Here is a 21,417-nt window from a genome sequence, read left to right as displayed (position 1 = left end):
AGGCACCGGTGACCACGATCAAGCACTCCGTGCCGTCCGGACCCCCGGTCGCGGGCCGGGCCACCCGCCAGCGGGCCGCGGTGGCCGCGGCGCTCGACGAGGTCGACGAATTCCGCAGCGCCCAGGACCTGCACGACATCCTCAAGCACCGGGGCGACTCGGTCGGCCTGACCACCGTCTACCGCACCCTCCAGTCGCTCGCCGACGCCGGAGAGATCGACGTGCTGCGCACCGGTGAGGGCGAGTCGGTCTACCGCCGCTGCTCCGGCGGCGGCCACCACCACCACCTGGTCTGCCGCGCCTGCGGCAAGGCCGTCGAGGTCGAGGGCCCCGCCGTCGAGCGCTGGGCAGAGGCGGTGGCCTCCGACAACGGCTTCGTGGACGTGGCCCACACCATGGAGATCTTCGGCACCTGCGCCGACTGCGCCGCCGCGCAGGCCTAGCCCGGCCGGCCGGCCGCGTCCTCGTTGGGGAGGGCGCCGCCGAAGCGGCGGTCGCGGCGGGCGAACTCGTGGCAGGCCCGCCACAGGTCGCGGCGGTCGAAGTCCGGCCACAGCACGTCCTGGAAGACCAGCTCCGCATAACTGCTCTGCCACAGCAGGTAGTTGGACGTGCGCTGCTCGCCGCTCGGCCGCAGGAAGAGGTCGACGTCCGGCATGTCCGGGTAGTAGAGGTACTTCGCGAAGGTCTTCTCGTTGACCTTCGACGGGTCCAGGCGCCCTTCGGCCACGTCCCGCGCCAGCGCCTGCGCGGCGTCCGCGATCTCCGCCCGGCCGCCGTAGTTCACGCAGAAGTACAAGGTCATGGCGTCGTTGTCGACGGTCTGCTCCTGGGCCACCTGGAGCTCCTGCACCACCGACTTCCACATCTTCGGCATCCGCCCGACCCACCGGATGCGGATGCCCAGCTCGTCCATCTCGTCCCGGCGGCGGCGGATGACGTCCCGGTTGAAGTTCATCAGGAAGCGCACCTCCTCGGGCGAGCGCTTCCAGTTCTCGGTCGAGAAGGCGTAGAGCGACAGGTTCTTGACGCCGATCTCCAGGCAGCCCTTGAGGACGTCCAGGACGACGCCCTCGCCCACCTTGTGGCCCTCGGTCCGCGGCAGCCCGCGCTCCTTGGCCCAGCGGCCGTTGCCGTCCATGATCACCGCGACGTGCTTGGGCACCAGCTCCGCGGGGAGCTTGGGCGGCCTGGCGCCGGAGGGGTGCGGGTCGGGCGTGCGGTACGAGGTCCGGTTCCGGCCCAGAATCCCGCGACGTGCCATGGTCGTACTTCTCCTACTTCTCGACGAACCGCAGGGAGCGCAGGCCGCGCTCCAGGTGCCACTGGAGATAGGCCGCGACCAGCCCGCTGCCCTCCCGGCAGTGCCGCGGCTCGCAGGCGTCGGCGGTCTCCCAGTCGCCGCCGAGCAGCGCCCCGAGCAGTTCCAGTGCCTCACGTGAGGGTACGACGCTTCCCGGCACGCGGCACTCGCCGCATACCACTCCTCCCGCTCCGACCGAGAAGAACCGGTTCGGCCCGGTCATCCCGCACTTCGCGCAGTCGTCGAAGCTGGGCGCGTAGCCGTTGACGGCCAGTGAGCGCAGCAGGAAGGCGTCCAGCACCAGCCGGGGGTCGTGGTCGCCGGCGGCGAGCGTGCGCAGCGCGCCGACCAGCAGCAGATACTGCTGCACCGCGGGTTCGCCCTCGTGGTCGGTGAAGCGCTCGGCGGTCTCCAGCATCGCGGTGCCGGCGGTGTAGCACTCGTAGTCGGCGACGATGGCACCGCCGTAGGGCGCGATCGTCTCGCTCTGGGTGCACAGCGGCAGCCCGCGGCCGACCAGTTCGCCGCCGCGGACGAAGAACTGCACGTCGACATGGCTGAACGGCTCAAGGCGCGCGCCGAACTTCGACTTCGTCCGCCGCACCCCCCTGGCCACCGCCCGCACCCTGCCGTGCCGCCGGGTCAGCAGGGTGATGATCCGGTCCGCCTCACCCAGCTTCTGGGTGCGCAGCACGATGCCGTCGTCGCGGAACAGACTCATGCGGCCATTCTCGCCTACGCCGGCGCCGCCGTGGACTCAGTGCTCGGTACCGGGTGCCACCAGGCCCGACTCGTAGGCGGCGATGACCAGTTGGGCGCGGTCGCGGGCGCCGAGCTTGCCCATGATCCGGCTCACATGGGTCTTGGCCGTGAGCGGGCTCAGGCCCAGCGCCTCGCCCGCCTCGGCGTTGTTCAGGCCGCGCGCGACCAGCGTCAGGACCTCGCGCTCGCGGTCCGACAGCCCCGCCAGGCGGCCCGCCGCCGGTGCCGGGCCGACCGGCGGGCGGTCGGGCAGCCGCAGCACCCGGGCGATCAGCCGGGCGGTCGGCCCCGGCGACAGCAGCGAGTCGCCGGCCGCGACCGTGCGGATCGCGTCCAGCAGCTCGGCCGGCCTGGTGTCCTTGACCATGAAGCCGGACGCGCCCGCGCGCAGTGCCGCCACCACGTGCTCGTCGTCGTCATAGGTGGTCAGCACCAGGATGCGCACCCCGGCCAGGTCGTCGTCCGCGGCGATCCGCCGGGTCGCCTCGATGCCGTCCATCTCCGGCATGCGGATGTCCATCACTATGACGTCGGCCCGGGTGCCCCGGGCCCGCTCCACCGCCTCCACGCCGTTGCCCGCCTGCCCGACCACCTCCATGTCGCGGGCGGACTCCACCAGCATCGCGAAGGCGGCACGCACCAGCGTCTGGTCGTCGGCGAGCAGCACCCGGATCGGCTCGGGCGTCGTCATGTCGGGTCTCCCTGGGGTTTCGCGCCGCGCACGGGGGCGGGCGCCGGCAGGTGCACGGTGGTGGGCGCCTCGGCGCCCGGCTCTTTCCGCTCGGCCGGCTCTGTCCGGGGGGCCGGCTCGGCGGCGAAGGGCAGCTCCGCGGTGACCGCGAAGCCCGCGGTGCCGTCGTCGCGCGGCCCCGCGGTGAGCGTGCCGCCGACGCTCCTGGCCCGCTCCCGCATCCCCACGATCCCGAAACCCTCCGGCCGGTCCGCCGCGGGCGGCCCGGCCGGCGCGGGTCCCTCGTCCTCGACGCACACCTGCAAGGCGGATCCCAGATGCGTCACCGCCACCCGCACCCGCGGGTCCGGGGCGCCCGCATGGCGCACCGTGTTCGTCAGCGACTCCTGGATGATGCGGTACGCCGCCGCGCCCACCGCGGGCGGCACCGGCTCCTCGCCCGGGTCCAGATACAGCAGCACCCTGGCCCCGGCCGCCTCCGCCGCCTTCACCAGCGACGGGATGCCCGCCAGGTCGGGCAGCGGCCCGTCGCTGTCGGCCCGCAGCACCCGCAGGGTGGTGCGCAGCTCGGAACGCGCCTCCCGGCAGGTCTCCGCGATGTTGTCCAGCGCGCCGGCCACCGCGGTTCTGTCCAACCGGTCCGGGTCGGCGAGCAGGATGTGTGCGGCCACCGAGGTCTGCACCCCGATGAGCGTGATGCTGTGCGCCAGCAGGTCGTGCAGGTCGCGGGCGATCCGCAGTCGCTCCTCCGCGACCCGGCGCGCCGCCTCCTCCTCCCGGGTCCGCTCGGCCCGGTCCGCGCGCTCCATGATCGCGGCGATGTAGTTGCGGTGCATCCGCACGACCTCGCCGGCCACGGCGACCGCCACTATCCAGCCGGCGCCCTGCAGCATCGGGGCGCCGGTGGGCTTGCCGATCGCCGCCATCACCGCGGCCATCGTGCCCACGACTGTCGGGACCACCAGGAAGGTCCTGGTCGGCGGTCCCGCGACCGCGAGCGAGTACAGGGCGACCATGCTGGACAGCAGCGGGGCTTCCTGGATGTTCTCCAGGTAGTGGTAGGGGGCCACCACCGCGACCATGCCCAGCAGGCACCACATCGGGGCGCGGCGGCGCCACGTCAGGACGGCGGCGCTCGCCGCCAACCAGATCCATCCGACGGCGTCGGGGCGGTGGCTGCGCGCCGCTTCCGGCAGTGTCAGGGCGAGCGTGGCCTGCACCACGAAGACCGCTCCCGCGAACGCCACGTCCTTCGGCGTGACCTTCGTGGTCTCGACCTTCGCCGCTGCGCGGCCGGGTGGGTGTCTGCGCACGACTCCATCCTCCGTGAACATCCGCTGGCCGCGGTGGCTTATACCGTGCCTCTTCGGCGGGGCCGAGCCACCAGGGGCGCGGGGAACTGCGCGCCCAGCCCACCACCGGCCGGTGGTCCGGCTCCGACAGGAACAGCCCCTTCGGGTCGGTGGCGACCCGCGCGCCCGGTGGGGGCTGAGCGCGCCGTTCCCCGCGCCCCTGAAAAACGCTCACCGCCCGGCGCAAGGGCGACCCCATCAGCCCCCGCGGCTCGGGAGGGGCGCCGCCCTGCGCAAGGGCGCCCCCTCACCCCCGCGCTGGAAGGGGGCGCCGTCCGGCGTAGGGAGCCCCGCCGCTAGGGGGCGGGTATCGGGGGGACCCGGGGGGTGAAGCTCGCCGGGGACCAGGTGCGGGCGCCCAGGAGGGTGGCGGCGGCCGGGACCAGGAAGGTCCGGACGACGAACGTGTCGAGGAGGACGCCGAGGGCGATGACCAGCCCCATCTCGACCATCATCACCAGCGGGAGCGACGCCAGGACCGTGAAGGTCGCCGCCAGGACGATGCCGGCCGAGGCGATGACACCGCCGGTGGACTCCAGCGCGACCACCGTCGACCGGCGCGGGCCCGCGCCCCCGCGGGCCTCCTCCCGCATGCGGTGCATCAGGAAGATGCCGTAGTCGACGCCCAGCGCGACAAGGAAGACGAAGCTGAGCAGCGGCAGCCCGGGGTCCATGCCGTGGAAGCCGAGGACCGGGCCGAAGATGAGGCCCCCTATGCCCAGAGCGGCGGCCCACACGCCGACCATGGCGACGGTCAGCAGCAGCGGCGCGACCAGGCTGCGCAGCAGCGCGGCGAGCAGCAGGAAGACCGCGGCCAGGACCAGCGGGATCACCAGCCGGGCGTCGCGGGACGACGTGCTCGCCGTGTCGATGCGCTGGGCGCTGGTTCCGCCGACGAGGCCGTGGTCGGCGGCGGTTGCCGCCCGCAGCCGGGCGATCGTGTCCTTCTCCCCCGCGGTGTCGGGCGCCGCGGCCGGGTAGGCGGAGATCTCGGTCCAGCCGCCGCCCGACCGCCCGGTGGCGGCGGAGGCCACCCCTGGGGTGCCGCTGACCGCGGCCTTCGCCGCAGCGGCCCGCTCGGTGGGCACGACGACGGTGATCGCCTGGGTGCTGCGCTCGGGGAAGGCCCGGTGCAGGATGTGGTCGGCCGCGACGGACTCGGGCGCGGAGGTGAAGGTGTCGTCCTGGTGCAGGGCGCCGGGGAGGTTGCCGATGCCCAGGGCGAGCGCCCCGACGGCGACCGTGGAAGCGGCGAGCACCGCGACGGGCCTGCCCACCACGAAGGTGCCGATCCTGCGGTAGACGCCGCGCCCGGCCCGCGACTGGGTGCCGTACGCGGGGATCAGCGGCCAGAAGACCCGGCGGCCGAGCAGCACGAGCACCGCGGGCAGCAGTGTCGTCATGGCGGCCAGCGAGCAGACGATGCCGACGGCGCCGACCGGTCCGAGGCCCCGGCTGCTGTTGAGGTCGGCGGCCAGCAGGCAGAGCAGCCCGGCGACGACGGTGGCGGCCGAGGTGAGCACGGCGGGGCCGACACCGCGCAGGGCGGCCCGCATCGCGTCGTAGGGCTCGGGGATCCGGCGCAGTTCGTCGCGGTAGCGGGCGATCAGCAGCAGCGCGTAGTCGGTGCCAGCACCGAAGATCAGCACCGTCATCACCGACGAACTCATGTCGGACACGGTCAGCCCGAAGACCTGCACCATGCCGTAGACCAGGGCCATCGCGGTGCCGGCCGCGACGCCGACGACGGCCAGCGGCACCAGCCACAGGAAGGGGCTGCGGTAGGTCAGGATCAGCAGCAGCGCGACGATGCCGGCGGTGGAGATCAGCAGGGTGCCGTCAATGCTGGCGAAGACCTCCTTGGCGTCGCCCTGGGCGGCTCCGGGGCCGCCGACGTCGATCGTCAGCCCGGCGGGCCGGTCGGCGGCGAGCCGGTCGCGTACCGCCTTGACGACGTCCTCGGGCTTTCCTGCGCTCTCCGCGACGGAGACCGGCACGATGAGGGTCCTGCCGTCCTTGGAGGCGGCCGGGGCGGCCTTCGTGCCCACCGTCGGGTAGGCCTTCTCCAGCGCCGCGGTCTGCCGGTCGGCTGCGGCACGGTCGGCCGCGGTCAGACCGCCGACCCGGTCGTAGACCAGGACCAGGTCGGTCGCGCTGCCGCCGGACATCTCCTTCTGGATCCTGGCGACCTGGGTGGACTGGGCGCTGGCCGGCAGGTAGTCGATGCCGTCGTCGTGCTTGACGCCGTTCAGCTTGCCGGCGAAGACCCCGGACACGGCGAGCACCACTATCCACAGGCCGATGACCGCCCAGGGCAGCCTGCGCCGTGCGCTGCCCGTACCCGTACCCGTGCCCGCGGGCGTGCTCGCGCTCGCGTCCGTGCTCGCGGTGGTCGTACCTGCGGTGGCGCCTGGTGTGGTGCCGGTGGCCCTCATCGGGTGCTCCCCTCGGGGGTTCGCTGATGTCACTCCACCAGCGTCCCTGCGCGGGAAGCCCAGGTCGTCGGGCTCACGGCGGAAAGGCCCGCTACTCCGCAGGACAGCCGCAACCCCCCGCTACTCCCGCCGGAGTAGCCCCCAGGAGTGCCCGCGGCACGAGCGCGAACGGCACACGCGGCCAGGACCACAGGACCGGGTCGAGCGGCCCGAGCGGCCCGAGCCGCACAGGCAGCAAGCAGACGAGCGGCGGACAGCAGGCGCCGGCGGCCGCCCGCTCAGCTCGCGGTGGCCGCCGCGGCGGCCAGCAGCCGGTCGATGTCGTCGGTGTGCAGCGACAGGCAGCGCCCCACCGCTTCGAGCACCTCGCGCTCCGCGGGCAGGTAGGGGCCGTCGGCGAGCGCGATGTGCGCGCCCTGCAGCAGCACCCGCTCGCGGCCCTGCTGGGCGAGGTGGTCGGCGAGCGGTTCCAGCGCCTCGTGCAGCTCGATCGACAGCCAGCTGCCGCAGCCGTCCACGCAGTCCGCGAAGGAGTGGTGGCCCAGTTCCTGGGAGGCGGTGTAGCGGCCCTCGTCGGCGACGATCGCGGCGAGCAGGCCGAGCAGCTGGTCCTCGGTGCAGTCGCTGAAGCCGGCCGAGCGCACCGCGCCGACGGCCGCCTCGCGGGCGGGGCGGCCCGTGGAGCCGCCGGCGGTGAGCACGGCGAGCGCGATGGTGTGGACGGCGTCCCGCAGCATCGCGGAGAAGCGGGTGGTGGTGGGGCTGAGCAGGACCTGCGAGTCGTACTGGCGGTGGCAGGCGGCGCACTCGACGACCGAGCCCGCGGTGCCGCGCCTGAGCAGCGGGACGTTGAGCACGGTCAGCCTGCGGGTGCCTGTTCTGCGGTGGTAGCTGCGGTCGCCGCCGCAGTCGGGGCAGAAGAACTCACCGTCGTCCTCGGTGTGCCAGGACGTCCGCACACCCCAGATACACAGCCCCAGCTTCATCACGCTGCACCCTCCGGCCGTCTTCTCCCGGTACGTACCGTGCCGGCCGGTACGCGCGCGAAGACGCCCCGGCAACGATGCCGTACGCCGTGATGTTAGCCACATCAGCGAGGCACCGTCAGTACCGCGTACGGGGGCAATTCACCGCCGCCCCCGTACACGTGGGGTGATTCGTACGGGTATGTCCCGTCAGCGCTCCGCGCGGTTGACCGCGGAGACGACCGCCTGCAGGGCGGCCCGGGTGGTGTTGGGGTCGATGCCGATGCCCCACAGGACCCGGCCGCCGATGGCGCACTCGATGTACGAGGCGGCCTGCGCGGACGCGCCCTCGCTCATGGTGTGCTCGGTGTAGTCCAGCAGCCTGGCGTCCACGCCGATCTTCGCCAGCGCGTCGAAGAAGGCGGAGATCGGACCGTTGCCGCTGCCGCTCAGCACGGTCGGCACACCGTCCACGACGGCCTCCACCGTCAGGGCGTCCGTGCCGTCGCTGGAGGTCGACGCCTGCGCGGACCGCAGTGCGATGCGGCCCCACGGGTTGTCGGCCACGGGCAGGTACTCGTCCTGGAAGACCGACCAGATCTGCGCCGGGGTGACCTCGCCGCCCTCGGCGTCGGTCTTGGTCTGGATGATCTTCGAGAACTCGATCTGCATCCGGCGCGGCAGGTCCAGCTTGTGCCCGTTCTTGAGCACGTAGGCGACACCGCCCTTGCCGGACTGCGAGTTGACCCGGATCACGGCCTCGTAGGAGCGGCCCACGTCCTTGGGGTCGATGGGCAGGTACGGCACCGCCCACTCGATCTCGTCCACGGTCTTCCCGGCAGCGGCGGCGGTGGCCTCCATCGCCTCGAAGCCCTTCTTGATGGCGTCCTGGTGGGAGCCGGAGAAGGAGGTGTAGACCAGGTCGCCCGCGTAGGGGTGGCGCGGGTGGATCTCCATCTGGTTGCAGTACTCGGCGGTGCGGCGGATCTCGTCGATGTGCGAGAAGTCGATCTGCGGGTCGACGCCCTGGCTGAACAGGTTCATGCCCAGCGTGACCAGGTCGACGTTGCCGGTGCGCTCGCCCTGCCCGAACAGGCAGCCCTCGATGCGGTCGGCGCCGGCCATCAGCGCCAGTTCGGCCGCCGCGACCGCGGTACCGCGGTCGTTGTGCGGGTGGACCGACAGGCACACGTACTCGCGGCGGGACAGGTTGCGCGACATCCACTCGAAGCGGTCGGCGTGCGTGGAGGGGGTGGAGCGCTCGACGGTCGCCGGCAGGTTCAGGATGATCTCCCGGCCCTCCTCCGGCTGCCACATGTCCATCACGCCCTCGCAGACCTCCAGCGCGAAGTCCAGCTCGGTGTCGGTGAAGATCTCCGGGCTGTACTGGTAGCCGAAGACGGTGTCCTCGCCCAGCAGCTTGTCGGCGTACTCCATCACCAGCCGGGTGCCGTCCACCGCGATCTGCCGGACTTCGTCGCGGGTGCCGCGGAAGACCACCCGGCGGAAGACCGGGGCGGTGGCGTTGTACAGGTGCACGGTCGCGCGGGGGGCGCCGCGCAGCGCCTCGACGGTGCGCTCGATCAGCTCCTCGCGGGCCTGCGTCAGGACGGAGATCGTCACGTCCTGCGGGATCGCGTCCTGCTCGATGATGGAGCGTACGAAGTCGAAGTCGGTCTGGCCCGAGGCCGGGAAGCCGACCTCGATCTCCTTGTAGCCCATCCGCACCAGCAGGTCGAACATCTCCCGCTTGCGGGCCGGCGACATGGGGTCGATCAGCGCCTGGTTGCCGTCCCGCAGGTCGGTGGACAGCCAGCGCGGCGCCTTGGTGATGCGCGCGTCGGGCCATGTGCGGTCGGCGATGTCCACCTGCTCGTACCGGCCGTACTTGTGGATCGGCATCGCGGTGGCGCGCTGGGTGACGGTCGCGGCGGTGATGGGCGTGGCACGGCCGACACTGTTGGGGCTGGTCATGGGGGCTCTTGCTCCTCGGGATCCGCTCGGGGAACGGCCGACGGCTGGGAAACGCCGATCTCCGCGGGGAGGGGGTCGGCCTACGACTACAGGCCCTCGCCGCGGCAGCTAAGGAGAAGCAGCCCGAAACGCATGATGGCAACGACCATAGCCGAGTCCCGGCGGAATCACGTACCCGGTGCGTAGTTCCTCTCAGCATGCAAGATGGCCGGTTACGTCCACCGAAGTCCTGATCCTTCGCTCCTTCTCGTCAATTACGGGGCCGGAACGGTGACACAGCGTGCTCCCGGTGCGACATTGCGTTGCATGGACTCCTCTGCCACGACCCCCGTCTTCTGCACGATCGTGCCGCCGCACGTCCTGGACCGGCTGGCCAGGACCGACGACGCGGCCCTGTCGGCCACCGCCCGCCGCACCCTGGAGCACGACGCGCGCGAGCGCACCCGGCGGCAGCTGAACACCGTCCTCGGCCCGGTCGGCCGCGCGCCCGCCGGCACCCCCTCCGACCACCCGGCGCGCACGATCTACGACGCCGGGCACCAGGACGCGCTGCCCGGCCGCGAGGTCCGCGCCGAGGGCGCGCAGCCGTCCGCGGACGACAGCGCCAACCGCGCCTACGACGCGCTCGGGGCGACCTTCGAGACGTATCTGAACGCCTACGGGCGGCACTCCATCGACGGCGAAGGCCTGCCGCTGAAGGCGTCGGTGCACTACCTCAGGGACTACAACAACGCCTTCTGGAACGGCGAGCAGATGGTCTTCGGGGACGGCGACGGCCGGATCTTCCTGGACTTCACCCTCCCGCTGGACGTCATCGGCCACGAGTTGACGCACGGCGTCACCCAGTACACCGCCAACCTCGACTACCAGGGCCAGTCCGGCGCGATCAACGAGTCCGTCTCCGACGTCTTCGGCAGCCTGATCAAGCAGTACGCGCTCGGCCAGACCGCGGACCAGGCCGACTGGCTGATCGGGGCGGGACTGCTCGCCCCCGGCGTCAACGGCAAGGCGCTGCGCTCGATGAAGGAGCCCGGCACCGCCTACGACGACCCGCAGCTCGGCAAGGACCCGCAGCCGGCCTCGATGTCCGGCTACGTGACCACCTCGCAGGACAACGGCGGCGTCCACCTCAACTCGGGCATCCCCAACCGGGCCTTCTACCTGGCCGCCGCGGCCATCGGCGGCCACGCCTGGGAGCAGGCCGGGCAGGTCTGGTACGACACCCTCACCGGGGGCACCCTGTCGGCGCACGCGCAGTTCGCCGACTTCGCCGCGGCCACGGTCGCCGCGGCCGTCGCCCGCTACGGTGAAGGTGTGCAGAGCCAGGCGGTGCGCGCCGCCTGGACCGAGGTCGGCGTCACCCCGGCGTCGGCGGGACTCCCCCGCCAGCAGCCGGGCCAGCAGCCGCAGGAGGTGTGAGCAGCCCGATGCGTATCGAGGTGACCCGCTCAGGCGGTCTCGCAGGCCTGACCCGCCACGCCGTCCTGGACACCGCCGACCACCCCGACGCGGGCCACCTCCACGCCCTGGCGGAAGCCGCGCTCGCCCCCTCAGGCGCCAACCGCCCCCCGTACCCCGACGGCTACTCGTACACGATCACCACCGGCACGGCCACGGTCCACTGCGCCGACGGCGACCTGACCCCGCCGCAACGCGACCTGATCGCCCGCGTCCTAGCGGAGGGCGCATAGCCGGGGCACCCGCGCTCATTCGGCGGTGGACTGTCCGACGAATCGGACCTGGCCGCCCAGCAGGGCAGCAGCGCCGTCCAGGTCGGCCAGGCGGGCGGCGAGGGTTGCCTCCGCGAGGCGCTGCGGCAGGGCTGTGCTGAACTTCAGGCCCTTGAGAGCCTGTTCGTGGACAGCGGGAAGGCACAGCCGCTGCCCGGCGTCCGCTGTGGCCTGCTTCCACATCTGCGGCGTGAGGTCAGGGCTCAGGCGCACCCAGCAGGCGTTGGGGCGCTGCGCCGGGTCGGCCAGGCTTGCGAGGGTCGCCGTCAGGGTGGCGTTGGCCCGATGCCCCGCCCACGTCCACCAGCGCACATCCCCGTCCGAATGCCGCACGATGAGCGTGCGGTCCGGGTGTACGTACTGCGCGAAGCGTTCCCGAGCCTCGGCCAGGCAACTCGTCGCCCGTCCGGTGAACCGCACCTGCGGATCAGCGCCGAGTACCACCTCTCGGGCCGCGCGTGTAAGGGCGTAGGAGGTGAAGGACAGTCCCACACCGCCCCACTTCGCCCTGCCACCGCCGTCGACCGGTTCGACGAAGCAGCGGCGCCGCTTCCAGTCGACGTAGGTCACCTGCCAGCTGCGGCCGGCCAGCAGCAGCCGGCGCGGGCCCGACACCTCCTCGGTCAGCAGCGTCGGATCGGTCTTTCCGATCTCGGCGAGACCGTTGAGGACGGTGAATTCCGGTGCGGCTGTGAAGACCGCGGTGAGGTTCATGAAGTGCCGGTGGCCAAAGCGGCGTTCGGCCTCAGGACCGATGAAGAGCATGTCCCCGTCCCGGTCGAGGTACCCCTCGTCCAGCAGGTGTCGCACGATCGGTTCCGCAGACTGCCCGAAGTGGCCGAAGCCTGCCCACCACTCCTTCCACAGCCGGTCGCCGACCTGGTGCTCCTGCAAGCACAGCGCCAGGATCTGCTGGGCCACGATGTGCCGTGGCTCGGGGGGCGGCACAACGGGCTCCACCCAGCCCTGTGACCACTGATGGAGCATCGCCGCGGCAGCCAGCAGGCCGGCCTCGTCCAGTGCGAGGAAGAGGCAGTTGCGCACCGTGTCCGCGCGCCGGCCGGTGCGACCCAGGCGTTGCAGGAAGGAGGCGACCGTGGCGGGGGCGTCGATCTGGATGACACGGTCGAGGTCGCCGACATCAATGCCGAGTTCCAGAGTGCTGGTGGAGACGATGACGCAGTCCCGGGCATCGGCAAAAGCTTCCTCGGCCCTGCGCCTTTCGTCGACGGACAGCGAGGCGTGCGACAAGAACGTGGTCACGCCTTTGGTCCGCAGCTTCTCGCCGAGCTCCTCCACGAGCCTGCGGGATTCGCAGAACACCAAGCGCTTCTCGCCTCGGTGCAGAGCCGCGATCACGGTTGCCGCATTGCCGACGGAGCCGACGTAGTCAAGCTGGATGTCGCCGGGCGGCGGTCCGTGCGCTGCAGTGGGAGCCTGGCCGTCGAACAGGTGCGGCGCCACGACCCGCCCGGGGCGGCTTCCCACACCGGAGCCCTGGAGCCATTCCAGGAGCGCCTCCGGATTGCCGACCGTCGCGGAGAGCCCGACCCGTTGCAGTGGACGGCCCACAAGGCGCTGCAGACGCTCCAGGACGGCCAGCAGGTGCCATCCCCTGTCATCGCCTGCGAAGGCGTGCACCTCGTCCACGACGATCGTGCGCAGCCCGGCGAAGAACGCACGATGATCCACATTCGCACTGACCAGCATCGCCTCCAGCGATTCAGGCGTGGTCAGCAGGACGTCGGGACGGCCGGTGAGGATCTTCTTCCGGCCGGTCGCCCCGACGTCCCCGTGCCACAGCGCCGCGCTGCGGCCAACCCACGCGGTGTAGGTCTCAAGCCGTGGCAGCAGGTTGTTGAGCAGTGCTTTCAAGGGACATACGTAGAGCACCGCGGTGCCGGTCCACCCGTGCTCCGTCATACGGGTCAGGAGCGGGAAGACCGCCGCTTCCGTCTTGCCGCCGGCCGTGGGAGCCAGCAGGAGGGCGTCGTCCCCGGCGAGCAGCGGTTGGACGGCCGCCTCCTGCAAAGGGCGCAGCCCCGGCCACCCCAGGGTGTTGACGACGTGATGGAGGACGACAGCATCGAGGTCCTCGGCCCCACTCATGGCAGGTCCAACTCGATGTCATCAGCCCCCGCTGCGGCATTGCGCTCCACATCGTTGAGTTCCGCACGGGACACGGTCAGCGCGTAGTGCCGTCGCGGCTCGAACTCCTCGTGCTCGTCGACGCGGTCGAGAACGTCGGCGACGAGTTTGCGGAGGAACAGGCGGGGGGCCACACCGACCTTGCCCCCGAGGCCGCCGGTGACGGCGGTGGCCAGCTCCGACAGGTAGTCGTCGTCCACCCGCTCGGCGATCCGCGAGGGATGGTGTGCAGCGCCCGCGTACAGGTCCCGTACGTTCCTTCCGAGTTCCCCGAGCTGAGCCAGGTCGAACCCCGGAAGGCGCAACTGGACGGCTCGTGGCGAGTCGAAGCGGGCGTCGGTGGTGAAGTCGGTGGCGAGCCGCTGGGCGAGCGGAGGCAGCCGCTGAGCGCCCTGCTGGCCGTCGTAGAAGGCCGGCGTGCCGGTGATGACGAGGAAGAGTCCCGGGAAGCGGCCTGCGTCGATCTCGTCCAGGAGTTGACGCAGGGCGTTGAGTGCTTTCTCCCTGACGTCCCCGCGGACGCGCTGCAAGGTCTCGATCTCGTCCAGTACCAGAAGCAGGCCCGGGTGGCCGCAGTCCCGCAGCACGGTCAGCAGTCCCTGGAGGAAACCGAGAGCGGCGAAATGGTCGAGGTCGCCTCGCACCCCTGCCGTGCGCCTGGCCGCGGTCGCCACCGACTTCTGTCCACCGAGCCACGCGATCAGGGCCTCCGCGGTGGCGCCGTCACGGGACATGACGGCACGCCGGTAGCCGCGCAGCGCCGCTGAGAAGGCCGGTGTCGTCCGTGACACCTCGGCGAGGCGCCGTTCCATCAACTCGTCGACGGCCTTTGTGAGGACTTCCTCGTCGTCCTCGCTCACCGTCCCGGCAGCGAGAACCTCCTCCTCCAGCGCGTAGAACCACGAGTCGACGACCGCTCGTAGGGCGCTCGGCTGGTGGGTGGCGGTGGTGAGCCGTTCGGTCAGCCGCCGGTAGACGGTCTCCAGCTTGTGCAGCGGGGTCTCGGTCTCAGAGATCTGCACCTCTGCGGTCGCCAACCCGGCGCGTTTGGCGCGCTCGGCAAGCCATCGCGCGAAGAACGTCTTGCCCGAGCCGTATTCGCCGCGTACGGCGTGGAAGGCCGCACCACCGCCCGCAACAGTGGCGATGTCGTCGTGGAGTGCCGTCTCGAATCGTGTCAGGCCGACCGCGAAGAGGTCGAGCCCTGCTTGCGGGACGGTGCCGCGCCGCAGCGCGTCCACGACTTCGCGCCGCCTGGCGGGGCTCACCTGGGGCGGAGTGGCCGTCACTTCCGGGGTCCTTCCGGCTGGAACTGGGTGCGCAGGAGTTTCACGTCGAGTTTCACCGTGTGCCCGGAGTCGATGAGCGCGAGCACGGGGTAGCCCTCGACGTTCAGCAGTCGCTGCAGCGTGGCGATGAAGCCCTCGATGTTACGAGTCACGCGACTGGTGGCGGAGATCGCGGCAGCCAGCGCGGCAGGTGACATGTGCTCGCCGGCCTCGGCCAGCGCGTCGATGACGGCAGCGACCATCGAATCCTCGGGGGGATGGCGCACGTACTCCTGTTGCGCCCGGTAGACGCTGCCGGCCACGACGAGCGAGCCGAGAGAAGGCGCTGCGGCGACAGCGACGTCCTCCTCCGCGAAGAGCTCCGCCGTGCCACCTGGTGTGGTCCGCTTACGGGCTTGGCGCGTCGGCGTGCTCCGCTCCACCGGCTCCCGACGCTCGTCCACCGTGCCCGCCGATGCGGACCACCAGGGCGGTGTCACGGCTTCTCTCGGGAGCACCTGCCAGTCCTCGGGGAGCCGGCTCTGCTCAGGCAGGAGAACGAGCAGCGGCACGGTGACCTCGGCGAGCGACGCCCCACCGTGGTATCCGGCCTTTCGCGGGGTGTAGCGGATGTCCTCGCGCCACGGGGCGACGATGGTCCCGTCGCCTTCGAGCACCCGCGGTCCGCTCAGCTCGATCTCCCCTGCACCGGCGGTCCCGGTGCGCCACCGGGAGGATTCCGCTCCGCCGCCGGGGCGTGTCATGGCCGTCCCGTGCTCCAGGATGTGCCCGTGGTCGGCCACGAGCAGCACGGGACGGCCGTAGGCCTTGGCCGAGGTGAGCAACTCGCGCAGGAAGCTGATGTCGGCGATGCGCCATACCGTGCGCTCCCCCTGCTGTCCGTGGTCAAGGGCGTCGTCGATCGTGTTGAGCACGGCGCCGACGACGGCGTCCGAGGCGAGGGCCGCAGACAGTTCCTCACTCAGCCGGTGCCCTGAAGGCCCCTGTATCGACGACTTGTGGAAGAGCAGACCATTGCGGCGTCGTCTCTTCCAGAATGCGTTGAATCCGGCGGTCTCCACGGACTGGCCCCCCATGACCGCTCCGCCGGACAGAAGGGAGGCCCTGCTGATGCGCGTGACCGACGGCAGCAGGGAGACTGCCGCGCACCTGCCAGGTGTACCCGACAGGGGAACGGGTGCGGCTTCGATCCAACCCTCGCGTTCCGCCTCTTCGCCGAGTTGTACGGCCACTGCGCTGCTCATGCCGTCGAGCAGCAGAACAAGCGGAGCCGCCTTCTTCTGGCACAGCGGCTCGGCGATTTCCGCCAGGACGCGCTCCGCCAGCAGGCAGTTGCCCGGGTTGGCATCGTCCGCGGTACGAGTCCAGCCTGCCAGCCGGGTCGCGAACTGCTCGTCCAAGAGATCTCTGCGCGCTCTGGCAGTGTCGTAAAGGCTCCGGTACGCCGCCGCCACAGCGGGATCACCGGCGGGGTCGCCGGACCACAGCGCGTGCAGCGCCCGGTCCACCCAGCCCCAGTCCGCGAGGTGGGTGTGCACGGCTTGGGCGACCGACGCGACGGACGGCTGCGGTTCGGCGATCCAACGGCAGATCCTGACAGCCATCGCCGCAATGTCGATCCGGTGACGGAACAGCACCGCGAGCGCGTGGCCTTCCAGCTCGCCGAACGCCGTCTCCGCCCGCGCGGGCGATCGGTCCAGGCCGTTTGCGACAGCCCGCAGTTGCGCCTCGAAGCTGGACAGCAGGAACCGGTTCGTGGCGAGCGCTTCGGTGAGCCCGGCCTCCTTCGCCAGGAGGTCGGCCCTCTCGACCGTCTGGAGAACCCGCCGGCGGGCCGCGTCGTTGTGCGAGGCCTCACCGATCCAGCGGGTGAGGGTGCCCGCGACGGCGTCGCTGAAAGCCAGCACGTCCGCTCTGCGGACCTGCCCGAGCAGACCGCCGACCGCGAGAACGGTGTCCGGGCCGGTGGCCGGATCGGCCATGGCCGCGCCCAGGAGCCCGCGGGCCATGGCGTCGTCACCCCGCCCGGTCTCCACCAGGGACATCAGGACGGATACGGCCGGACCTGCCGTCTCGACGAGCCACCTGGTCAGTTCGGCCCGTTCCTCCGCCTGCACCTCCAGGAACCGGGCGGGTCCCGCGGGGGTACGGGACCAGGTCAGCAAGGCGTCGGTATCGATGGCGGCACCGGCGGTGGCCTCACCCGGGACGCCCAGACCGAGCCGCGCCACGACCAGCGCGCGTACGGCGGCGTCGTAGGTCAGGACGGAACCCGAACGCGGCCAGCCGTCCGTGGGCTCCGCGTCCAGGAGCGCTTCGAGGAGCCATGTCTCCCGGTACATCCGGGGGTCCAGTTCCCTCGCCCCGAAGCGTTGTTTGACGATTTCCGGCTTCTGGACGGTGAGCACGCGGTGCTTGACCGCCTGCCCTCTGACGTCCCAGCCGAGATGCGTGTCGTCGATGTCGCTCGTCACGACCAGGAGCTCGCCGCTGCGGGAGGCGTCGGCCCGGTGCTGCTGCCAGGCGTCGACGATGCCGAGGACGGACGACTGGTTGCTGACGTGCACGCGTCGCGCCTCGCCACCGATCCTGACAGTGAACGAGGACGCAGCCCTGTCGTGGTAGCGGCCGTGCACCAGCATCAACCGATGCTCGGGCAACTTCGCCGCATAGGTTTCCAGCAGCGCCTCGATGGTGAGCCGGTTGACCGGCGGTGCGGTGGTGGACATCAGCGGCGGTCCGCGCCGTCGTCTGCCGCGAACGGCTCGCCGCCACCGTCCAACGGCCGCCAGACGATCTCGATCGCGACGCCCGGGTGTTCGGCGACGTAGCTGCGGATATCCTCCTGCACGTCGCCGACGGCCGCAGCGAGGACCGTCTCCAGCAGACCGGGGCCCCTGGGGTCGAGGACATGGGGCGCGCTGGGCCGCCCGGCGGTTCGTGCAGTCGGCGTTGCGGCCGGTACGTCCTCGGCGCCGGCCTCGTGCGGTGCGCCTGACGACACCGCCGGCGTGCCGTGCACGGTCAGGCTGACGTCATCCGCCGCGGGTGCCGCGGGCGGAGCCGGAGGCGACACGACGGGCTGCGCGACGGCTGCCAGTCGGGCGGCGTCGGTGACCAGCGATACGGACTGGTCGGCCAGCCGGCTCAGCGCCGGCACCAGTGAGGTGGCCTGCTCGTGCGAGTTGGCAGCGTCACGTACCGAGGCGACGAGGCGTTCGGCCCGATCACCCACACCGTCCTGGCGGTCCATGAAGCTGCGCACGCTCTGCAGCAGTGACCAGTTCACGCCGTCGAGCGCGTCCAGCACCTCCGGCGAGTGCTTGACTGCGGCGGCAAGTTCCTGGTCGGTCACGTCGTAGGAAGCAGAGGCGAGTTCCCCGACAAGGGCGACGGCATTCCTCGCCCTGGACAGCCGGGCCATCAGGTCGGCGGCGGCACGCATGGACCGCATCCGGTCGGCCTCAGGGCCGGTGATGCCGAGGTCATCGGCGTGTTTGTCCAGCGATCGGCGCACCCCCTCCACCGCCTGCTGGTACCGCTCGACCACTTCTCGTACGCCGGTCTCCATCGCCGCCACGTTGCGGGCGAAACGCACCGGCTGCGTGCTGACCCCGAAGATCGTCGCGGCCCTGGTCCGCGCCGCGCCGAAGTCCTCCTCCGAGGGCAGTTGCACGGCCCGCAGCCCATAACCGGGACCGATACGTTCCAGTTCGGGTGCCGGGACCGGAGCTGTCTCGTGGATCCACGTGCGGTCGTCGAGCAGCGCGTACGTTGCGATGATCAGGTTGGCGACCGTGCGGTCCAGGCCGGTCCAGCCCATTTCCACGATCCAGCGCCTGATGTCCTCCACGGCGATCTCCGGACCCGCTTTGGCCTCGGACGCCTTCTGGTTGATCCGCAGCCGCCAGTCGTTGAGCAGGTTCAGCGGCCCGTCGTGCACCTCGCCGAGACCGAGGGGGTGCACGATCTTCTTCACCACGGGCAGGTGGTGCCGGTCGACGACGACCCGGCGGGAGCCGTCCTTCATCGCCTCGGTGATCCAGTGCATGGCCGTCCGCAGCTCGGCACGGGTGACCGCCTTGCGGCTGCGGGCCGGGTCGAAGTCGGGGTGCTTGGGGTACAGCGCGGAGAACATGCCGTCGGCCAGCTCGTACAGGTTCTGCTCGAAGCTCAGGCCTGCCTGGGGCTTGGGACGCGCGAAGGCGGGCTCCAGGGACAGCAGGTGCTCGTTGTCCGGCACCTCGGCGCCGAGGCTTCCCGGATCCGGCTTGCCCAGGCCGTACATCTGCTGGAGGACGGCGGTCAGGGAGGACGTGAGGTTCTCGCTCTGTGCCTTGAGCTGGTGCCGGATCTGCACCCGCTCGTCGGCGGACTTCGTCGGTGTCAGCTCGGTGAGCCGGTCACGCTCCAGCAGGTAGTCGATCTTCAGCAGGCGGACGAGCTGGTGCCGCTTCTGCTCGGACAAGAAATGCGGCAGCCAGACGAGGGTGGGGGCCACCCTGCCGTCCTGCTTCATGGTGTCGACGCGGTGGACGTCGTCGCTGGGGTAGCCCTGCTCGGCGAAGGGGTAGTCGATGACGAAGCGGATGTTGCCTTCGGTCTGTGGCAGGAACTGCTCGTCGGGCAGGCTGACGCTGCCGATCCGGCTGACGTTGCCGAAGACGAACTCGGCGGTCCGTCGCGTGCCCCGCCAGACGATCTCCCGCTCGCTGATGAACGCCTGCGCGTCGGGGATGCCCAGGGCCGTCCACAGCCGGTCCTTGACCCACACCCGCCATGGCCCCATCCCCTCGCCCTCGCTCACGGAGGCGAGCAGCGGCTCGATGTCGAGGTCCGCCAGGTGCAGGTGGAAGACGGGGTCGGACCCGCCCTCGCTGCGCAGTTCGCCGAACTCCGACTGGAGTTCCTTGAGCCGCTTGACGGCCAGCGAACCGGCGCTGCCGAGCCTGACCTTGATCGAGCCGTGGTTCAGGGCGGCGAGCCGGTCGCCGGTGAGCCGGGACAGCGCGGGTACGTTCGGCGCGAGTGCCGCCAGCAGCAGTGTCTTGACCAGGCGCTCGTCGCCCTTGAAGCGCGTGTCGTCGGTCGACCCGTACTTGGCCAGCAGGTGGTTGACGACCCGCGCGTGGAACCGCTTGGCGGTCTCGGCCTCCTTGCGGAGCCTGGCGGTGAAGGCCTCTCCCGTGCCGTCGACGATGACGTCCCACAGGTCGCCGAGCGGGATCAGTTCGCCCAGCTTGAGGTCGTCGCGGCGCCGCCGCAGGGTCTCCTCGACGAGCTTGAGTCCGGTGCGCTCGCGCTGGAGTGCACCGGCCAGCTCGACCAGCACGTTCAGGAAGGCCGGCGAAAGCGGGTAGACGTCCCGGAAGTCGTCCCAGGTCGCCTCGGTGCGTCCGCTGGCGTCCAGCAGCACCTGCCGCACGTCGTCGGCGGACGACTCGACCGCGGCGAACGCGGACTCGCGCGCCGACTCCATGCCGGGCTTGGGCGACAGGACACGGTGCTTGATGATCTCGATGAGATTGCTGTCCTCGAGGTCCACGACGTCGATCCTTCCGGCGAGGTACTGCACCTGCTGCTCCAGGTTCTGCACCTCCGCCCCGGCCACGTCGGAACCGATCAGCTGGGACAGGTCGCGCTGCCGGGAGATGAAGGAGACGATCGGCACCGGCCGGTCGCTGTCCCCCGACTCGATCAGCTTCACCAGCCGCTGCACCTGGTCGCGGACGAAGTCCTGCTCCCCCATGTGCGCCTGCAGCCAGAGGATCAGCTCGTCGAGGAACAGCACGATGCCGTCGTAGCCGAGGCTCTGCGCGTGCCGGGACACGACCGCGAGTCCGTTCTCCAGCGGCAGGAAGGCGTCCTTGTCGCCGCGGGCGCCGGTGGCGTAGGCCGCCATGGGTCCCGACAGCAGGGCCGAGACCAGTGCCTCGCGGTACGGATCGCCGGCGGGAGCTGCGAAGGCACGGTCCAGGTCAGCCGTCGTCCACCCGTTCACGGGCGCCGCAGCCATGTCGAACCCGGTCGTGTCGAGATCGTCCTCGTCGACCGCGGAAGCAGCGGCACCGCTCGGAGACACAGCGACGCCCCCGCTGCCCAGCCACCGGGCGAACTCCGTGTCGTCCGCCAGGAAGGCGCGCTGGCGGAGGGCGTCGGCGACGGCCGCGTCCGCGCGGTACACCGCAGGAGTCGGCTGGTCGGGGTGCAGTTTCCGTACGGTGGCCACGTACCCGCCGAGCAGGGCCGAGTCCAGGTCGACCGAGCCGACCAGGTGGTAGGGCACCATCAGGAATCTGTTGCGTCGCAGCCAGTCGTCGTGCTCGGCGATCACTTCCTGCAGCCGCGGCTTGGCCCGCGCGGCGGGGTGGTTCTGCAACACCGCGTGCAGGACGGTGAGGAAGTGGCTCTTACCGGCACCGAAGGAGCCGTGCAGATAGGCCGCATGCGAGGTGCCGGTCCTGACCGCCGCCCCCACCAGGGCGAGGGCGCTCTTGAAGGCGTTCCGCAGCTGGTCGGTGACGACGTATTCCGCGACCCGCTGGTCGGTCTCGGTGAAGCCACCGGAGAGCTCCACCTTGAAGTCGCCGGCATGGACGTCTTCCTTGATGTCGATGACATCGCGGAGGAAGAGTTCGCTGGTGGGCATCTGCGGCTCGCGTTCTCCTGGTCAGGCATCCTGTGACGCACAAAGGATGCGCGCCTCTCCGTCCATCCTGCCAGCTCCTCCCGCCCCCGCCGTCCGGAACGGCCCCCTCCGCCGTCAGT

The 21,417-nt window shown here is 71.2% G+C and carries 14 protein-coding genes; 3 read left to right on the top strand and 11 right to left on the bottom strand.

What is annotated here, in order from left to right; all coding sequences use genetic code 11:
• The first annotated feature begins 8 nt into the window (after positions 1-8).
• On the top strand, positions 9-443 hold the full coding sequence (locus JT723_RS01970; protein WP_372441193.1) for a Fur family transcriptional regulator: 435 nt from the start codon (positions 9-11) through the stop codon (positions 441-443).
• On the opposite strand, the gene JT723_RS01965 is transcribed toward JT723_RS01970, so the two are convergent.
• The 7 genes from JT723_RS01965 to leuA all read right to left on the bottom strand — a co-directional run bounded on the left by JT723_RS01965 (position 440) and on the right by leuA (position 9,482).
• The gene (locus tag JT723_RS01965) at positions 440-1,264 is read right to left on the bottom strand and encodes an isoprenyl transferase (protein WP_205042548.1); all 825 of its coding nucleotides are present in this window, start codon (positions 1,262-1,264) and stop codon (positions 440-442) included. The genes JT723_RS01970 and JT723_RS01965 overlap by 4 nt on opposite strands.
• Before the next feature lie 13 nt (positions 1,265-1,277).
• Positions 1,278-2,024, bottom strand: a complete 747-nt coding sequence (gene recO / locus JT723_RS01960) for a DNA repair protein RecO (RefSeq protein ID WP_033175212.1) — start codon at positions 2,022-2,024, stop codon at positions 1,278-1,280.
• 36 nt (positions 2,025-2,060) lie between these two features.
• Positions 2,061-2,756: a response regulator gene (locus tag JT723_RS01955; RefSeq protein WP_205042547.1), complete on the bottom strand. Its 696-nt coding sequence runs from the start codon at positions 2,754-2,756 to the stop codon at positions 2,061-2,063.
• Positions 2,753-4,069 carry a sensor histidine kinase gene (locus JT723_RS01950; protein ID WP_372441192.1) on the bottom strand — a complete coding sequence of 439 codons (1,317 nt, stop codon included), beginning with the start codon at positions 4,067-4,069 and terminating at the stop codon, positions 2,753-2,755. Before JT723_RS01950 ends, JT723_RS01955 begins: the two co-directional genes overlap by 4 nt.
• A 335-nt stretch (positions 4,070-4,404) precedes the next feature.
• Positions 4,405-6,543 carry an MMPL family transporter gene (locus JT723_RS01945; protein WP_205042545.1) on the bottom strand — a complete coding sequence of 713 codons (2,139 nt, stop codon included), beginning with the start codon at positions 6,541-6,543 and terminating at the stop codon, positions 4,405-4,407.
• A 278-nt stretch (positions 6,544-6,821) separates the two neighbouring features.
• Positions 6,822-7,529, bottom strand: coding sequence for a TerB family tellurite resistance protein (locus tag JT723_RS01940; RefSeq protein WP_205042544.1), 708 nt, complete (start codon positions 7,527-7,529; stop codon positions 6,822-6,824).
• A 189-nt stretch (positions 7,530-7,718) separates the two neighbouring features.
• Complete coding sequence (leuA, locus tag JT723_RS01935) at positions 7,719-9,482, bottom strand: 2-isopropylmalate synthase (RefSeq protein ID WP_205042543.1); 1,764 nt, start codon at positions 9,480-9,482, stop codon at positions 7,719-7,721.
• A gap of 306 nt (positions 9,483-9,788) precedes the next feature.
• Here leuA and JT723_RS01930 point away from each other — a divergent pair, with 306 nt between their 5' ends.
• Both JT723_RS01930 and JT723_RS01925 read left to right on the top strand, forming a co-directional pair.
• Positions 9,789-10,901 carry a M4 family metallopeptidase gene (locus JT723_RS01930; protein WP_205042542.1) on the top strand — a complete coding sequence of 371 codons (1,113 nt, stop codon included), beginning with the start codon at positions 9,789-9,791 and terminating at the stop codon, positions 10,899-10,901.
• Positions 10,898-11,173, top strand: coding sequence for a protealysin inhibitor emfourin (locus JT723_RS01925; RefSeq protein ID WP_372441191.1), 276 nt, complete (start codon positions 10,898-10,900; stop codon positions 11,171-11,173). Before JT723_RS01930 ends, JT723_RS01925 begins: the two co-directional genes overlap by 4 nt.
• Positions 11,174-11,188: 15 nt before the next feature.
• Here the strand turns inward: JT723_RS01925 and JT723_RS01920 are convergent, their stop codons facing one another.
• Genes JT723_RS01920 through JT723_RS01905 form a run of 4 tightly spaced genes read right to left on the bottom strand, consistent with a single transcriptional unit; the run spans position 11,189 to position 21,298 of the window.
• The gene (locus JT723_RS01920; protein WP_205042541.1) at positions 11,189-13,321 is read right to left on the bottom strand and encodes a DEAD/DEAH box helicase; all 2,133 of its coding nucleotides are present in this window, start codon (positions 13,319-13,321) and stop codon (positions 11,189-11,191) included.
• Entirely contained in the window at positions 13,318-14,649 is a 1,332-nt protein-coding gene (gene brxD / locus JT723_RS01915) for a BREX system ATP-binding protein BrxD (RefSeq protein ID WP_205042540.1), read from the bottom strand. Before brxD ends, JT723_RS01920 begins: the two co-directional genes overlap by 4 nt.
• The gene (pglZ, locus tag JT723_RS01910; RefSeq protein WP_205042539.1) at positions 14,646-17,378 is read right to left on the bottom strand and encodes a BREX-2 system phosphatase PglZ; all 2,733 of its coding nucleotides are present in this window, start codon (positions 17,376-17,378) and stop codon (positions 14,646-14,648) included. Before pglZ ends, brxD begins: the two co-directional genes overlap by 4 nt.
• On the bottom strand, positions 17,378-21,298 hold the full coding sequence (locus JT723_RS01905; RefSeq protein ID WP_205042538.1) for a DUF6079 family protein: 3,921 nt from the start codon (positions 21,296-21,298) through the stop codon (positions 17,378-17,380). The genes pglZ and JT723_RS01905 overlap by 1 nt, the downstream gene beginning before the upstream one ends.
• Between the last annotated feature and the right edge of the window lie 119 nt (positions 21,299-21,417).

The organism is Actinacidiphila bryophytorum (assembly GCF_016916835.1).
Taxonomy (GTDB): Bacteria; Actinomycetota; Actinomycetes; order Streptomycetales; family Streptomycetaceae; genus Actinacidiphila; species Actinacidiphila bryophytorum.
Note: the sequence above shows the minus strand (reverse complement) of the source record. Positions and strands in the feature narration are given on the sequence as shown.